General features: G+C 37.1%; 1 protein-coding gene. It reads left to right on the forward strand.

Going from position 1 to position 963, the window contains the following annotated elements; translation table 11 throughout:
• Positions 1-221 precede the first annotated feature (221 nt).
• Positions 222-923 carry a DUF3581 domain-containing protein gene (locus tag CWB66_RS21010; RefSeq protein ID WP_077535786.1) on the forward strand — a complete coding sequence of 234 codons (702 nt, stop codon included), beginning with the start codon at positions 222-224 and terminating at the stop codon, positions 921-923.
• The last annotated feature ends 40 nt before the right edge of the window (positions 924-963 follow it).

Consider the following 963-nt stretch of genomic DNA (forward strand, 5'->3'; position numbering starts at 1 on the left):
TTTATCAATTTAACGAATTAAATTGCACTATAACGTCGTTAAACATTTTTTATTTAGAACAACTAGATACAAAAATTTTTGCCTAGTTCTAGCGTAATTTTCTTAACGTTAAATAGACCCCATATATAAGCAGATTGGTATAATTGAACAGATTCGACCTCTCAATATTTTTTTTCTGGTAGTATGGGCAGGTTATAAGCAGTTTAAGCAGTGAACACACTATGTTAAGTCCTTTTTTTCAGCAGCACGCTGATTACGTTTCTATCTCTCGTGAGCAGGGTTGTCGATTCGCTAAATGCGTAGCTGATGATTTTAATCCACTTCATGACAAAGATGCCAAAAAGTTTTGCGCGCCAGGAGACTTACTTTTTTCATTGGTACTAGATCGCTATGGTATTAGTGAACAAATGGAATTTACCTTTGCCGGTATGGTTGATGAAAACACCAAACTACATTTTCCTGAGGGAGCAGATGAGTTTGATGTAACCAATGGCGAAAAAGTTATTTTAAAGGTAAAGCGCAAAGGTAAAACCAGCCAATGCCCAACATTGACTAATAGCCTAATAAAAAACTATGTTGAGTTTTCGGGTACTACCTTTCCGCATGTGATTATTCCGTTAATGGGCAAGCAAGAGGTAATGATTAACCCTGCACGTCCGATGATCATTTACGAATCAATGCTTATTAATCTTGATAATCTTGATATTACAGCGCCAGTACTTGAGTTTGCAGAGCCAAGTTTTGAGTACGCAGGTAAGCGCGGGAAAATTACACTACGTTTTAACCTGTTAGAAAACGGCGTTAAAGTAGGGTGTGGTGAAAAGCATATGGTGGTTTCGGGTATACGCGAATACTGCCAAGCAACGGTTGACGATTTAATTGCATTTTACAACGAACGAAAAACAACGCTAAAACCAGCTTAAAATTAAAGCAAATTATAGTAGGCGTTAAATACAGCTGTAT

The organism is Pseudoalteromonas sp. S558 (assembly GCF_005886635.1).
Taxonomy (GTDB): domain Bacteria; phylum Pseudomonadota; class Gammaproteobacteria; order Enterobacterales; family Alteromonadaceae; genus Pseudoalteromonas; species Pseudoalteromonas aliena.